11 protein-coding genes are annotated in these 14842 nt (G+C 70.7%); 5 read left to right on the top strand and 6 right to left on the bottom strand.

Annotated features, from left to right (window positions below; translation table 11 throughout):
* Positions 1-20: 20 nt before the first annotated feature.
* Complete coding sequence (locus tag A5648_RS23865) at positions 21-3416, top strand: PecA family PE domain-processing aspartic protease (protein WP_165607278.1); 3396 nt, start codon at positions 21-23, stop codon at positions 3414-3416.
* On the opposite strand, the gene A5648_RS00265 is transcribed toward A5648_RS23865, so the two are convergent.
* From A5648_RS00265 to A5648_RS00255, 3 genes are read right to left on the bottom strand one after another with little or no spacing between them, the layout of a single operon-like run.
* Positions 3413-4444: an LLM class flavin-dependent oxidoreductase gene (locus tag A5648_RS00265; protein WP_065022616.1), complete on the bottom strand. Its 1032-nt coding sequence runs from the start codon at positions 4442-4444 to the stop codon at positions 3413-3415. The genes A5648_RS23865 and A5648_RS00265 overlap by 4 nt on opposite strands.
* Before the next feature lie 21 nt (positions 4445-4465).
* Positions 4466-5284, bottom strand: a complete 819-nt coding sequence (locus tag A5648_RS00260; protein ID WP_065022615.1) for a uracil-DNA glycosylase — start codon at positions 5282-5284, stop codon at positions 4466-4468.
* Positions 5285-5316: 32 nt separating this feature from the next.
* The gene (locus A5648_RS00255) at positions 5317-5799 is read right to left on the bottom strand and encodes a nucleoside deaminase (protein WP_065022614.1); all 483 of its coding nucleotides are present in this window, start codon (positions 5797-5799) and stop codon (positions 5317-5319) included.
* Positions 5800-5914: 115 nt separating this feature from the next.
* On the opposite strand from A5648_RS00255, the gene A5648_RS00250 reads away from it, so the two are divergent.
* From A5648_RS00250 to A5648_RS00240, 3 genes are all read left to right on the top strand, one after another.
* Entirely contained in the window at positions 5915-7282 is a 1368-nt protein-coding gene (locus tag A5648_RS00250; protein ID WP_065022613.1) for an FAD-binding oxidoreductase, read from the top strand.
* Positions 7283-7384: 102 nt separating this feature from the next.
* Positions 7385-8605, top strand: coding sequence for a cytochrome P450 (locus tag A5648_RS00245; protein WP_065022612.1), 1221 nt, complete (start codon positions 7385-7387; stop codon positions 8603-8605).
* A complete protein-coding gene (locus tag A5648_RS00240) occupies positions 8605-9186 on the top strand; it encodes a TetR/AcrR family transcriptional regulator (RefSeq protein ID WP_065022682.1) in 582 nt (193 codons plus the stop codon). The genes A5648_RS00245 and A5648_RS00240 overlap by 1 nt, the downstream gene beginning before the upstream one ends.
* Here A5648_RS00240 and A5648_RS00235 read toward each other — a convergent pair.
* Positions 9176-10318: an acyltransferase family protein gene (locus A5648_RS00235; RefSeq protein ID WP_065022611.1), complete on the bottom strand. Its 1143-nt coding sequence runs from the start codon at positions 10316-10318 to the stop codon at positions 9176-9178. The two genes, A5648_RS00240 and A5648_RS00235, sit on opposite strands and share 11 nt — an antisense overlap.
* Positions 10315-12039, bottom strand: a complete 1725-nt coding sequence (locus A5648_RS00230; protein ID WP_065022610.1) for a DEAD/DEAH box helicase — start codon at positions 12037-12039, stop codon at positions 10315-10317. The genes A5648_RS00235 and A5648_RS00230 overlap by 4 nt, the downstream gene beginning before the upstream one ends.
* 108 nt (positions 12040-12147) lie before the next feature.
* Here A5648_RS00230 and A5648_RS00225 point away from each other — a divergent pair, with 108 nt between their 5' ends.
* Positions 12148-12723 carry an LppP/LprE family lipoprotein gene (locus tag A5648_RS00225; RefSeq protein WP_065022609.1) on the top strand — a complete coding sequence of 192 codons (576 nt, stop codon included), beginning with the start codon at positions 12148-12150 and terminating at the stop codon, positions 12721-12723.
* A gap of 14 nt (positions 12724-12737) precedes the next feature.
* Here the strand turns inward: A5648_RS00225 and A5648_RS00220 are convergent, their stop codons facing one another.
* On the bottom strand, positions 12738-14705 hold the full coding sequence (locus tag A5648_RS00220) for a DHA2 family efflux MFS transporter permease subunit (RefSeq protein WP_065022681.1): 1968 nt from the start codon (positions 14703-14705) through the stop codon (positions 12738-12740).
* Positions 14706-14842 lie beyond the last annotated feature (137 nt).

The following is a 14842-nucleotide window of genomic DNA, read 5'->3' as shown; positions in this document are numbered from 1 at the left end:
GATCCAGACAAGGTGGGGCGATGAGCCGACGACGAAATCCGCAGCCGACGAGCCGGCGCACGGCACGCGCCGCGTTCGGGGCCGTTGTGGCCGCCGGAACCATCGGCGGGGCATTCGGGCTGAGTCCCCTCGCCCCCGCGCCACCGGCGCATGCCGACGCAGACCTGGACTGGCTGGTCGAACTCTTCGCCCCGGCCGCGGGCTTGGCCGCCGGCTCGGACCCGCTCGACGCCCCCGACCTGTTCGGCCTGGACTTCTATACCGTCCTGCACGACCAGGTTCAGTCCTGGATCACCAGCCCGCTGGGCATTCAGATCGACAACACCATCAACCAGTTCGCCGGTGCGTATCTGATCGGCAACGGGATCGACGGGACCGTGGACAACCCCCACGGCGGCGCGGGCGGCCTGTGGTTCGGCGACGGCGGCGACGGATATGACCAGACGCTGGCCGGGGTCGCCGGCGGCAACGGCGGTGCGGCCGGGATGTTCGGTGACGGCGGGGCCGGCGGCGACGGCGGAGCCGGTGCTGCAGGAGGCATCGGCGGGGCCGGCGGGTCGTTCATGGGCAACGGCGGCGCTGGCGGGACCGGCGGCGAGGGTGTGCTCGGCGGAGTCGGGGCGACCGGCGGGGCCGGCGGCGATGCGCTGGCCTGGTTCTTCGGCAGTGGCGGAGCCGGCGGAGCCGGAGGAGCCGGGGCCGCCGGGGCCGCCGTGGGCGCCACCGGCGGAACTGGTGGTGCCGGCGGCGCCGGCGGAGCAAGCCTGACAGCGCAATTCGGAAATGGCGGCCAGGGCGGGACGGGCGGCATCGGCGGGACCGGCGGAGTGGGCCGCGCCGGATCCGACGGTACCGCCGCCACCATCGCCGGTGGTGCCGGCGACCGCGGAGACGACGGTGGCATCGGCGGCACCGGCGGTTCCGGCGGCGTCGGCGGCGCGGGAGGCGCGTCCGCCCACGGCGCCGCGGGCCTGCAGGGCGTCGGCGGTGCCGGCGGGACCGGCGGCACCGGCGGCGATCCGGGTGACGGCGGCCGGGGCGGCGACGGCGATGCGGCCCATCCCGACGGTGGAGCGGGCGGCAACGGCGGCAATGCCGGGGCCGGCGGCGCAGGTGGCGCCGGCGGGGCGGGCTCGACCGCCGGGGCCACCGGGGCGACCGGAGCGGCGCCCACCGGCGCGGCCGGCAACGGCGGTGACGGCGGCAACGGTTACAACGCGACCGTCGCGGGCGCCGGCGGCGGCAAGGGCGGCGACGGCGGAACCGGCGGCGCGCACGGCAACGGCGGCAACGGCGGTGACGGCGGCGCCGGGGCGACCGGCAAGAACGGTGTTGCCGGCAGCAACGGCGGCAATGCCGGTGCCGGCGGTAACGGCGGGGCCGGCGGCGCGGGCGGCAACTCCCTCGGCGACGGCAACGGCGGCAAGGGCGGCGACGGCGGTGCGGCCGGCGATGGCGGCCGAGGCCTGGACCAATCCCAGCTTCCCCCGAGCGCCACCTTGCCCGGCAGCGGCGGCAACGGCGGGCAGGGCGGAGCCGGTGGTGCGGGCGGCAGCAGCGCCACCGCGCACAGCGCGGGTACCGGTAATGGCGGCGCCGGTGGTAAGGGCGGGGCCGGCGGCAACGGCGGCGGCAACGGCATCGCCACCCTGGACGTGGCCAACAGCGTCCAATACGGCAGTGGCGGCGACGGCGGGGCCGGTGGCGCCGGCGGCAACGGCGGCCTCGGTGATCACGGCGCCGCAGGCCCTCACCGCGGCTTCGACGGCGGCAACGGCGGCGCCGGTGGCCAGGGCGGGGCGGCCGGATCGGCCTACCAGGGCAACGCCGCCCAGGGCGAGCACGGCCGCTTCGGCACCAACGGCAATGGCGGCGACGGCGGCAACGGCGGCACCGGCGGCGGTGGCGGCACCGGCGGCACCGGGGCCGGCAGTGCCGGGGGTGCCGGCGGCAACGGCGGCAGCGGCGGGACGGCCGGAGACGGCGGCGCCCCCGGCAGCGGCAACTACGCACAGCCCGGCATCAACAAGGCGCCAGTCGGGATCGGCGGTAACGGGGGCACCGGTGGTGCCGCGGGGGCCGGCGGTTCCGGTGGCTCCGGGGCTGCCGGTTTCAACGGCGGCACCGGCGGCAACGGCGGTGTGGGAGGTAACGGCGCCCACGGCGGCAACGCGACCGGCAGCTTCTACTCGCAGGGCTCCAGCGGCGGCAACGGTGGATCGGGCGGCGCCGGCGGCAACGCCGGTGCCGGCGGGGCAGGCGGTTCGGGTGCGCAAGCCGGCGCCGGCGGCAATGCCGGTGCGGGCGGCCACGGCGGTGACGGCGGCGACGGTGGCACCGCGACGCTGGCCGGGACGAATGTGCACGGCGGGGCGGCCGGCGATGGCGGCGACGGCGGGGCCGCGGGCCATATCGCCGCGGGCGGTGCCGGGGCCCGCGGCGGCGACGGCGGCGACGGCGGAGTGGGTGGCCACGGCGGAACGGTCGGCAGCACCGGCGCCAACGGCGCCGGGGGTGCCGGCGGCACCGGTTCGGGAGGGGCCGGCACTGGTGCCACCGGCGGCCCGGAAGGTCCGGTCAACGCGTCCATTCCGCTGTATCTGGAAAGCGGCGGGATCAGCCCCATCGTCTACATCTCGATCAACGGCGGTCCACCGGTAGCGGTCCAGATCGACACCGGTTCGACCGGGTTGACCATGCTGGGCAACAGCTCGGGCCTCGGCGACTCGGTCTTCTCCGGCAGCGCAAGCTACGCCGGCCTGAACGGACAGAGTTACAGCTACCACACCTACGACACCACGGTGGGCTTCTGCGACAAGGCAGGTGTATGCCCCGACGGTCTGACCACCGATCCCACCGCGGTCAATATCGTCGACCCGGCATCGAACGCTCTCATGACGAGCTACTTCAACCAGTACGGCATCGTCGGCGTGCTCGGCATCGGGCCGAACAACGGCTTCACTGGAACGTCGACGATCATCTCGGCGCTGCCCGGCGCCCTCAACCAAGGTGTGCTCATCGATGAAGCCCGCGGCGAGGTGGTGTTCGGCCCCAACACCCTGGCCCCGGAGATCTCCGTGCCCGGCTCCCCCTTCGCCGACACCATGGTGTCGATCAACGGTGGCGCTCCGGTGGCGGTATCCACCTCGATCGACTCCGGCGGCATGTTGGGCAGCGTTCCGCAGTGGCTGTTCCCCAGCGCAGGGATCGGTACGCAGGTACCGGTCGGCACGGAGATCTCGGTGTACTCCGCCGACGGCCAGACGGTGCTGTACTCCTTCACCACCACCGCGACCAACAGCCCATACGTCTGGTCGAGCACGTCGATGAACTCCGGGTACTGGCCGTTCGCGGACAACCCGATCTACATTGACTACCGCCCCAGCGGTTTCGGGTCGACGGTCTTCAGCGGCTAGAACAGCTCCTTGGCGAGCAGTTCCAGGGTGTGCTCGCGTCCGGGGGCGGTGGCAGGGTCGGTGCCGCGGCGGGCCGAGGCCACCGGGTTGACCATCACTTCGTCGACGTCGAAGTGTTCGGCCAGCGCTTTGAGCTGGTCGGCGGCTTCGGCGGGCGCGCCGACGACCGCGCGCCGCAGCCCGCCGTCGACGATGCGCTGTTCGGCATCCGACACCTGTGCCAGTTGGGCGTCCTCGACCAGGTCGACGGCCCCCAGCGGCCGTCCGGTCCGCAGCCGGGCCATCATCTGCAGGTTCGGCAGCATCAGCGCCGTTGCCTCCTCGCGGGTTTCGGCGACCGCGGCGTTGACCGTCAGAAAGGTGGTCGGTTCGGGACAGAGCGCACTGGGCACGAAATCCGCCCGGTAGGTGGCCAGCGCCTCCTCGGTGCCGTGCCCGGAGAAGTGGTGCGCGAACACGTACGGCAGGCCTTTGGCCGCGGCCAGCCGCGCCGAATACATGCTCGACCCGAGCAGCCACAGCCGCGGCTCGCCGGCAGCGGCCGGGGTGGCCTTGAGCAGGTAGTCGCCGTCGCGCAGTTGGACCTGCACACCGCGGCTGCTCATCATCGCCCGCACATGGTCGAGGTAGTCGGGGAACTTCGCGATCTCTTCCTCGTTGTGACCGCCGCGCAGCATGAACGAGGTGACCGGGTCCGAACCGGGGGCCCGGCCGATTCCCAGGTCGATGCGGCCCGGCGCGGCGGCCTCCAACAGCGCGAACTGCTCGGCCACGGCCAGCGGGGCGTGGTTGGGCAGCATCACCCCGCCGGACCCGAGCCGCAGCCGCGCGGTCTGGGCGGCCAGGTAGGCGATCAGCACCGGCGGGCTGGTGGCGCCGACCGACGGCATGTTGTGGTGCTCGGCCAGCCAGTAGCGGGTGAAACCGAGCCGGTCGGCGGTCTGGGCCAGCCGCACCGTGGCGGCCAGCGCATCGGCGGTGGACTGGTCGGTACGGACGGGGACGAGATCGAGGACGGAAAGACGCACGTTGCTAGTCAACGTCGCGCCTCAGCCGGATAGTCCCGCCAGCGCCGCCGCCTCGGCGAAGACGTCGTCGAGCATCGCCGGAGTCAGCCGGCCGGTGAACATGTTCTGCTGGCTGGGGTGATAGCAGCCGATCAGCCGCAGGCCGGGCCCGAGTTCGGCGACCGCCCGGTGGCCGAACTTCGGTTTCGGTTTGGGCACCCGCTCGGCCGCCAGCCGCAGTGCGACCTGCCAGGCGAAGCCGCCGAGTGCGACCATCACCCGCACATGCGGGGAAACCAGCCGCCACTCGGCGTCGAGCCACGGCGCGCAGGTATTGCGCTCGGCCGTCGTCGGGGCGTTGGCCGGTGGTGCGCAGCGCACGGGGGCGATGATCCGGACCGTGTCGGTGTCCAGGCCGTCGGCGGCGTCGACACTGGTCGGCTGATTGACCAGGCCGGCGCGGTGCAACGCGGCATACAACTGGTCACCGGAGCGGTCACCGGTGAACATCCGCCCGGTCCGGTTCGCGCCGTTGGCCGCGGGCGCCAACCCGACGATCACGATCCGCGGCGTGGGTGACCCCCATCCCGGTACCGGACGGCCCCAATAGGGTTGGTCGGCAAAGGATTTCCGCTTGGTGACGGCGACCTCTTCGCGCCAGCTGACCAGCCGCGGGCAGGCCCGGCACACGCTGATCAGCGCGTCCAGTTCGGGGATCGATTCGGTCTGGTCGGCCAGTTGCACCACGTTCGCGGCGTCGTCGGCTTGCGGGGTCTTGTGCGTCGCCGGGTCCCCCGGCCAGCCGGTACCGGGGGGCACCGGGGAGCCGAACGGCCGGTCGGTGCGCGGATGCGGATGCATCGCTCTACTGTGCACGCCGCCGCGAACGGCTGCTACTCGACGTGGCTCTTGCCGCCGTTGCGTTCCTGCCACAACCGGTAGACGTCGATCGCGCCGTCGCGGGGCTCGTGTCGCATGGGCAGCCGCCGCTGGTCCCACGGCTTGGCGAACTCGTCGTAGAAGGTGTTGAGCTCGAAGTACTTTCGGTCGTCGACGTAATACGGTTCGTACTCCTCGCGGGTGGCCACGAACACGACCTCGTCCGGCGAGCAGTAATACAGCGCACCCAGGCACATCGGGCAGGGTGAGGCCAGCACATAGATGGTGGTGCCGGTCAGGTGCTCGGTTCCCAGCTCCGTGCACGCCTGCCGGATGGCGAGGATCTCCGCATGGGCGGTGGGGTCGTTGGTCTGGGCGACCAGGTTCGGGCTTTCGGCCAGAATCGCGCCGTCCTTGACGATGACGGTGGCGAAGGGCCGGCCGCCCTCCTCGACGTTGCGGCGCGCGAGATCAATGGTGCGTTGCGCGAAGTCCATGGAATCCAGCCTGCACGAATATGGCCACAGCGTCGAATGGCTGCTTCGCTGACGACTGCGACGCTGTGCAGAACTGCCGCCCGGCCACCGGCGAACCCGCAGCTAGGATCACTGCGTGACCGCCGACGCCCTGGCCCAGTTGATCGCCGACCTGCCCGACGGCATGGTCGTCACCGATCCGACGATCACCGCGGGCTACCGGCAGGACAACGCCCTGGACCCCTTGGCGGGCCAACCCCTGGCGGTGGTGCGTCCGCTGCGCACCGAGGACGTGCAGACCGTCATGCGCTGGGCGAGCACGCACCGGGTGCCGGTGGTGACGCGCGGCGCGGGCACCGGGCTGTCCGGCGGCGCCACCGCGGTCGACGGCGGCATCGTGTTGTGCACCGAGAAGATGCGCGAGATCACCGTGGACCCGGTCACCCGCACCGCGGTGTGCCAGCCCGGCCTGTTCAACGCCGAGGTGAAAAAGGCCGTCGCCGCCCACGGCCTGTGGTACCCGCCGGATCCGTCGTCGTTCGAGATCTGCAGCATCGGCGGCAACATCGCCACCAACGCCGGCGGGCTGTGCTGCGTCAAGTACGGCGTCACCACCGACTACGTGCTGGGCCTCCAGGTGGTGTTGGCCGACGGCACCGCGGTGCGCCTGGGCGGGCCGCGTCTCAAAGACGTCGCCGGGCTGTCGCTGACCAAACTGTTCGTCGGCAGCGAGGGCACCCTCGGGGTGATCACCGAGGTGACCTTGCGGCTGCTGCCGGCTCAACCCAAGTCCGCGGTGGTGGTGGCCACCTTCGACTCGGTGGCCGCCGCGGCCGAGGCAGTGCTCGACGTCTCCGGGCGGCTGCGCCCGTCGATGCTGGAGTTCATGGATGCCGCGGCGATCAACGCCGTCGAGGACCAGCTTCGGATGGGGCTTGATCGTGACGCCGCCGCCATGCTGGTGGCGGCCTCCGATGAGCGGGGCCACGCCGGTGCGGAGGACATCGAGCTGATCGGCCGGGTGTTCACCGAGCACGGCGCCAAGGACGTGTTCTCCACCGACGACCCCATCGAGGCGGAGGGTTTCGTCGCGGCCCGGCGGTTCTGCATCCCGGCTGTTGAGGCCAAGGGGCCGCTATTGCTCGAGGACGTCGGGGTGCCGCTGCCGCGGCTGGGCGAGCTGATCACCGGCATTGAGAAGATCGCCGCCGAACACCGGTTGATGATCGCGGTGATCGCGCACGCCGGCGACGGCAACACCCACCCGCTGATCGTGCACGACCCGAACGATCCCGACGAGGTCCACCGCGCCGAGACCGCATACGGCGAGATCATGGATCTGGCAATCGCTTTGGGCGGGACCATCACCGGCGAGCACGGGGTCGGGCGGCTGAAGCGACCGTGGCTGGCCCAGCAGCTGGGCTCTGACGCGATGGCGCTGAACCAGCGGGTCAAGGCGGCGCTGGACCCGCTGAACATTCTCAATCCGGGCTCGGGGATCTGACCCCTGCCGATCCGGACTCTGGCGACGCCGCCCCGGCGCGCCACGTCGTGAATTTCCGTCTCGGGGATTGACAGACGATCAGCCATGTCGTATTCATGAGACATGACGACTGCTTTGTCTCATCCGAAGTTCGAGCTGTGCAACGCTGACACCTGGCCCAACCCCTGGCCGATGTATGCCGCGCTGCGCGATCACGACCCGGTCCACCACGTGGTCCCGGCCGACAAGCCCGACCACGACTACTACGTGCTGTCCCGGCATGCCGACATCTGGGCGGCCGCCGCCGACCACGAGACCTTCTCCTCCGCGCAGGGGCTGACGATCAACTACGGCGAGCTGGAGATGATCGGCCTGGCCGACAACCCGCCGATGGTGATGCAGGATCCGCCGGTGCACACCGAGTTCCGCAAGCTGGTGGCCCGTGGCTTCATGCCGCGGCAGGTCGAGCTGCTGGAGCCGAAGGTTCGCGAGTTCGTCGTCGAGCGCCTCCAACGGCTGCAGGCCGACGGCGGTGGGGACATCGTCGTCGACCTGTTCAAGCCGTTGCCGTCAATGGTCGTCGCGCACTACCTGGGGGTACCCGAGCAGGACCGCGCCCAGTTCGACCGGTGGACCGACGCGATCGTCGCGGCCACCACCAGCGAGGACGGGGTCGCCTCGGCCGGGGACGCGATCGGCGAGATGATGGGCTACTTCACCGCGCTCATCGAACGCCGGCGATCCGAACCCGAAGACGACACCGTTTCGCATCTGGTGGCGGCCGGCATGGGCGCCGACGGTGACATCAAGGGGCTGCTGGCGGTGCTGGCGTTCACCTTCACCATGGTCACCGGCGGAAACGACACCACGACCGGGATGCTCGGCGGCTCCGTGCAATTGCTGCAACGCCACCGCGACCAGCGCCAGCTGCTGGTGGACCGGCCCGAGCTGATCCGCGATGCCGTCGAGGAGCTACTGCGGTTGACCTCGCCCGTGCAAGGACTGGCCCGCACCACCACCCGGGATGTGACCATCGGCGACACCACCATTCCGGCCGGCCGCAAGGCGCTGCTGCTCTACGGCTCGGCCAACCGCGACGAGCGCCAGTTCGGGCCCAACGCCGCCGAACTCGACGTGCTGCGCAAGCCACACCAGATCCTCACCTTCAGCTACGGCGCACACCACTGCATCGGCAACCAGGCCGCCCGCATGCAGGCTCGGGTGGCGCTGGAGGAGCTGCTCGCCCGCTGCCCGGACTATGCGATCGACGAGGCCGGGATCCGCTGGGCCGGTGGCGGTTACGTGCGCCGGCCGATGTCGATTCCGTTCACCGCCGCCTCATGATGGCCGGGCGGTCCTGGTTGTCGGATCAGCGCGGCGAGCTGGCCGCCGAGAAGATCCTCGACGCAGCCGAGACCCTGTTCGCCCAGCACGACCCCGGCTCGGTCGGCATGAATGAAATCGCCCGCGCCGCAGGGTGTTCGCGCGCCACGCTGTACCGCTACTTCGAGAGCCGCGACGCGCTCTACGGCGCCTACGTACACCGCTGGGCCAACACGCTGTATCAGGAGCTGACCCAGCGGCTGGCCGGTATCGACGATCCGGCCGGGCGGCTGGTCACCGGGATCACCGAGTCGCTGGCGCTGGTGCGGGCCAACCCGGCGCTGGCGTCGTGGTTCGCCGAGACCGGGCCGCCGATCGGTGCCGCGATGGCCGAGCGCTCCGAGGTCATCACCGCGATGGTCACGACATTCCTGTCCGCGCTGGGGACCGACGACAGCGACACCCAGCAGCGCGCCCGCTGGGTGGTGCGGGTGATGACGTCGCTGCTGAGCTTTCCGGGCCGCGACGCCGACGACGAGCGGGCGATGCTGATGCAGTTCGTGGTTCCGGTCGTTGTGGCGCCGGATCGGCTCAGGACCTGACCCGGGTGAACCGGTGCAGCAGCCAGGACACCGGAATGGTGACCGCCATCGTGAGCACGAACAGGTTGAGCATCGACCCGGTATAGACCGGGGCTCGTAGCACCTCCACCATCACCACCTCCATCAGCACCAGGTGGACCAGGAAGATCTCATAGGAGATCTCCCCCAGCCACACCATCGGCCTGCTGGCGAGCAAGCGGGCGTACCGACCCTGGTTGCCCAGCGCCAGCGGCGCCACCGCCAGGGTGGCGATCGCAGCGTAGAAGACCGCCTTGACCAGCGCCTCGGAAAGTTTGGTCGGCGACGTGGTGGGTTCCCCGGCGATCGGAGTGGCCGCGACGAGATAACTGATGAGCGCCAACGGAATCGCCACGAAGCCGTAGCAGCGCACACCCATCGCCTGCAGCACCGCCAGGGCCATGCCCCCGACGAACCAGATCAGGTAGGTCGGCGGCCAGATTCGGGCACCGCCGGGCAACAGATCGGGAAGGTGCGCGAGGGTCAGCCAGATCGGGCTGATCGCCGCCAGTACCGTCAACCCGGCCAGCAGGCGCACCGGCCGCCACTGTCGCCGACACAGCCACACCAGCGTGAGGTAGACCAGCGCCGGCAGCGCCACATAGAAGGCGACCTCCACCGCGAGGCTCCACATCTGGGTCAGCCCCTGATGCAGATACCCGCCGTAGGGGTAGGTGCCGTCATAGATCTGGGTCAACGTGAGGTTGCGCAACAACCCGATCCAGTTGTGGCCGGGATTCGGTCCGGCGGTGCGGTAGTGGTAGATCAGGTAGGCCAGCAGCACGGTGACGACGTAGGCGGGCATGATGCGCCGCACCCGGTGCCAGGCGTAGCGGCGCACCGAGGGGGCGGGACGATCGAATGCGGTGGCGCGCACCCAGGGCCGGAACAACAGGAAACCGGAGAGCACGAAGAAGATCGGCACCCCGATCTCCATCCGGGAACCCAGCAGTCCGGCGTAGCCGTGGGTGTACTTGCCGGTGGTGTAGGCCGCGTGCGTGCCGACGACCAGAATCGCGGCCACCGCGCGCACACCGGTCAGTGAGGCGACCCGATCGACGTGACCGACCTGCTCCAGCCCGCCTTGGGCGACCTCCTCCTGCGGCAGCGTCATCCCATCCGTTTCCGGTGCGTCCCGCCCTCCCCGCGACGCTCGGGCTTACCGGACGGCCGGTCACGCTGCAAGTTGATCAGCTGGCCCTGAATGCGGGTCTGCTCAAGCGCTTTGAACGTCTTGCCGGACAGCTTGGCCGGCAGTTCCACCAGCGAGTGGTCCACCTTGATGGTGATGTTGCCGAAGTCGCTGCGCCGCAAGCCACCCTCGTTGGCCAGCGCGCCGACGATCGCGCCCGGGTTGACCCGGTGGCGTTTGCCGACCGCGACCCGGTAGGTGGCGAATCCCTCTTTGGGGCCCGCCCGTTTCCGGTCGTCCCGACTGCCGTCGCGATCCGGCTTGGCGCGTTCGCGTCGCTTGTCCGGGGGCGGTTCCACCATCAGGAACGCCTCACCGTCGCGGGACTGCAGCGCCAGGGCCGCGGCGATGTCGGCCATCGGCACGTTGTGTTCGCGGCTGTAGTCCTCGACCAGGCGCCGGAACAACTCGATGCCCGACGCGCCGAGGTGATTGGTGATCGCGTCGGCGAATTTGGCCACCCGCTGCGCATTGACGTCGTCGACGCTGGGCAGCTCGGACTCGATCAGCTTCTGCCGGGTCACCTTCTCGATCAGTTTGAGCAGGTGCCGTTCCCGCGGGCTGACGAACAGCAGCGCGGTCCCCGAGCGCCCGGCCCGCCCGGTGCGCCCGATCCGGTGCACGTAGGCCTCGGGGTCGTTGGGAATGTCGTAGTTGACCACGTGGGAAATGCGCTCCACGTCCAGGCCGCGGGCGGCGACATCGGTGGCGACCAGGATGTCGAGGTTGCCGCTCTTGAGCGCGGCGATGGTCCGCTCGCGTTGCGCCTGAGCGATATCACCATTGATCGCCGCCGCGGAAAAGCCTCGGGCGCGCAGCTTTTCGGCGACCTCTTCGGTGGCCTGCTTGGTGCGGACGAACACGATCATCGCCTCGAAAGGCTCGACCTCGAGCACCCGGGTCAAGGCGTCCATCTTGCGCGGGCCGGCGACCTCGATATAGCGCTGGGTGATGTTCTCCGCCGTGGCGGTCTTGGCCTTGACGGTGACTTCGACCGGATCGTGCAGGTATTTGGTGGTGATTCGGCGGATCGCGGGCGGCATGGTGGCCGAGAACAACGCCACCTGCTTGTACTCCGGGGTGTCGGCCAAGATGCGCTCGACATCCTCGGCGAATCCCATCTGCAGCATCTCGTCGGCCTCGTCGAGCACCAGGTAGTCCAGGTGTGACAGGTCCAGGCTGCCGCGTTCCAGGTGGTCGATGACCCGGCCCGGGGTGCCGACCACCACTTGGGCACCGCGTCGCAGCCCTGACAGCTGCACGGTGTAGGAGGCGCCACCGTAGATCGGCAGCACGTTGACCCGCGGCAGGTGCGCGCCGTAGCGCCCGAATGCCTCGGCGACCTGCAAGGCCAGCTCCCGGGTGGGGGCCAGCACCAACGCCTGGGTGGCCTTACTGGCGGTGTCGATGCGCGACAGGATCGGAATGGCGAACGCCGCCGTTTTGCCGGTGCCGGTCTGGGCCAGGCCGACCACATCGGAGCCGGCCAGCAACGCCGGGATGGTGGCGGCCTGAATCGCCGAGGGCGTCTCGTAGCCGACGTCGGCGACGGCCTGCAATACCGACGGGTGGATCTGCAGGTCAGCAAAGGTCGCGGCAGGTGGGTGGGAATCGGACCCGGGAGGGGTATCAAGCGAGGTCATGGCGCTTAGCAGTCTACGGGCAACAACGCCTGCCGATCGCCACAGCGGTTCGTGCCTTGCCCGATGCTCGGCCGCGCCTCCCGGAGTTAACCCCGGCACGACGGTACGGTGCCCGGTGTGTTTGCCGCCGCAAGACCGTTAGCCGTGGTCGGCGCGCTGTCCGTGGCGCTGCTGGCCGGGTGCAGTTCCGGCGATTCCACCGTCGCCAAGACCCCGCAGAACACCAGCCCTCCCGCCGCACCCGACGGTACGGCGGGCCCCACCACCTCGTCTGGGGCGACCGGCAGCACGCCGGCGCCGGCCGACCCGTGCGCGGTCAACCTGGCCGCCCCTGCGATCGCCAAGGCCGTCTCGGAGCTGCCCCACGACCCGCGCAGCGGACAACCCTGGAGCCCGGAACCGCTGGCCGGCAACTACAGCGAGTGCGCGGACCTGTCGGCGGTGATCGTCAAGGCCAACACCAACGCCGACCATCCCGGCACCCGGGCGGTGCTGTTCCATCGGGGAGTGTTCCTTCCGCAGGCCGTGCCGGACACCTACGGGTTCAACGGGATCGACCTTGCGCACTGCACCCCCGACACAGTGGCGTTGAAGAACGCCAGCGGCATCGCCGGGCTGACCGGTCTGGCCAAATTCCGGTGGAACGGCACCGGTGTGGAGATCATCGGCAACACCGCCCGGTAGCCGCAGATCCGGGACTACGTGTCGCGGCCGGAGTGCTGCCCGAGCTCGTCGGTGTCGTCGGGGTCGTCGCGGTAGTGCCGGTTGCGGCGCCCCGAGGCCCTTCCGGTGATGCCGAATTTGGCCAGCACGTCGGGCACCGGTGCCCCGTTGACGATCGGGCGGAAGTGCTGTCCCGTCCCGACATGAAAGCCGTTGCGGCTCACCGGCGGCGGCGGCTCCGGCGCCGAGGGTGCCACCGGCGGAAATTCGACGGTCAGCGGCTCGGTGACGGCATCTTCATGCCGGATCAGTTGACGTGCTTCGTGCCGGGCCGGTCGGCGGAAGTGCCGGGCCGGCCGGTGGGAGTGGCGCCGGACCGGCGCGCGGGGCTCCGGCTGGCTGGGCGGCGCGACGATCGGGATCAGCTCGGTCGGCTCGTCGGCCTCGCGGGCCGCGTGCAGCGCCGCGATGTGGCGCGGCAGACTGACCCGTTCTACGACGCGCGCTTCGGCGAGGTGAATCCCGTCGTCGAGTTCGTCGAGTTCGTCGAGGTCCTCGAAGTCGCCGGCATCGTCGGAGCCGTCGAGCTCGTCGAAGTACCGGGACGTCCGGCGGGCCGGCGGGATGACGATGCCGACCAAAAACAGCGCGGCCGCCACGCCGAACAGGGCGATGAAGGCGGGCAGCAGCGTCGACTCCGACATCGCCGCCGCGAACGGCTCGTGCAGGAACTCGGGCAGCTGCCGGGCCCCCGGGTGCGCGCCGCCCGGTATCGGCGGCAGGTTGGCCGAGATCCGCGACGTCATGAAGGCGGCCATGCCGGCACTGCCCAGCACCGCGCCGACCTGGCGGGTGGCGTTGTAGACCCCGGAGCCGGCGCCGGCCAGATGCGGCGGGAGGTTGCGGGTCGCCGTAGCTGCCAGCGGCGACCAGATGAACGCCATCCCGACGCCGACCGCCGCGAACGGCAACACGAGCCGCCAGATCGCGGTGGTGGGCGTCATCTCGATCGACAGCCACGTCAGCGCGATCGCCAGCACCGAGAAGCCGAACCCGACCATAGAGCGCGGGTGAGCCCGGTCGACGATCTTGCCGACCACCGGGGCCAGGACGCCGCTGGCGATCGCCATCGGCGCGGTCAGCAACGCCGATCGGGTCGGTGACATCCCGCATACCACCTGGGCGTAGAACATCACCGGCAGCACCATCGCGGTGGCGGCGAAGCCGATGACGGCCACCCCGAGGTTGGCCAGCCCGAAGTCGAGGTCGCGGAAGATGTGCAGCGGGACCAGCGGCTCGCCTCCGGTGACCGCCTGCCAGTAGACGAAGACCGCCAGGCAGCCGATGCCCCCGACGATCAGCGCCCAGATCCACGGCGCCCACCCCTGCGACTCGCCCTCCTGCAGAGCGAAGACGACCAGGAACATCCCGATTCCCGACAGCGCCACCCCGACCCAGTCGAACCGATGCCGGTGCACCGGCAGGTCCGGGATCAGCACGAACGCCAGGACCAAGCCCAGGACGCCGACGGGAACGTTGACGAAGAAGATCCACTCCCAGCCGAGCCGGTCCACCAGCACCCCGCCGGCCAGCGGCCCGATCAGCGTCGCGACACCGGCGGTCGCCCCCCACACGCTCATCGCCATCCCCCGACGATCGGCGGGGAAGGTGCGGGTGATCACCGAGAGGGTCTGCGGCGTCAGCAGCGCGGCGCCGACGCCCTGCACCGCACGCGCGGTGACCAGCATCTCGATCCCGCCGGCCAGGCCGCACCACAGCGAGGCGCCGGTGAACACCGCCAGCCCGACCAGGTAGAGGTTCTTCGGGCCGAACCGGTCGCCGAGCCGTCCGGCCACCAGCAGCGGCACCGCGTAACCGAGCAGGTAGGCGCTGGTAACCCAGATCACGGTGTCGTAGCCGACGCCGAGCGCCGCCATGATGCTCGGATTGGCGACCGCCACGATCGTCGAATCCACCAGGATCACGAAGAAGCCGAGCATCATCGCCCAGAGCGCGTTCCACGGGTCGGTCGAATCCACCGGACCGGGTCGAGTCCGGCTGCTCGCGGTGCTCACAAGCGCCGCCCCTCCCCTCGCTGCGCTCTGCGGTTCCGGGCATGAAGCCACTTGATGCGACGCTA

The sequence above is a fragment of the Mycolicibacter sinensis genome, assembly GCF_001673565.1.
Taxonomy (GTDB): domain Bacteria; phylum Actinomycetota; class Actinomycetes; order Mycobacteriales; family Mycobacteriaceae; genus Mycobacterium; species Mycobacterium sinense_C.
This window is presented reverse-complemented; position numbering and strand designations above follow the sequence as displayed.